Annotated in this window: 1 pseudogene; it reads right to left on the bottom strand. The window is 33.9% G+C overall.

The features are described from left to right. Positions 1 to 175, bottom strand: a pseudogene (locus tag KH893_RS12350) (MFS transporter); the annotation flags it as partial. Positions 176 to 437: the final 262 nt, after the last annotated feature.

Below are 437 nucleotides of genomic sequence, written 5' to 3' on the forward strand. Positions count from 1 at the left end.
TTCCAAAATTCGGTACCGTTACCAAGGTTTCCACAGCAGTCTCTGTCTGGCCTTTAAAAGATCCATACATCAATGGCAGAGCCGATGAAATAGCGGGAGCAATCATCGTCATCAATGAGATTGAAAGAATGGATAGTTTGAATAACGGTCTGTGAACTATGTTCTCTTCTTGCATGTTTTGTACCTCCAAATTAATTTCGTACAGGTATTTTCTTAATAATTTTTTTCTATCGGAAAATTCCTAAATTTTTTTAAGCTAATTACCTGTACAAAGTTAGGTTACAATGAAAGCGGTTACTTCAAGAGCGAGATACAACCCTTTTTCTAGTCGTTTTATGACGTATTTTCCCGTTAGGCAAAAAATATTTATGTTATTCATTTAAAAAAAGAGCACTGCAATCAATATCGAAAGTAAAACTTATGTATTATCATGAATC

It is taken from the genome of Liquorilactobacillus sicerae, assembly GCF_029916425.1.
Lineage (GTDB): Bacteria > Bacillota > Bacilli > Lactobacillales > Lactobacillaceae > Liquorilactobacillus > Liquorilactobacillus sicerae.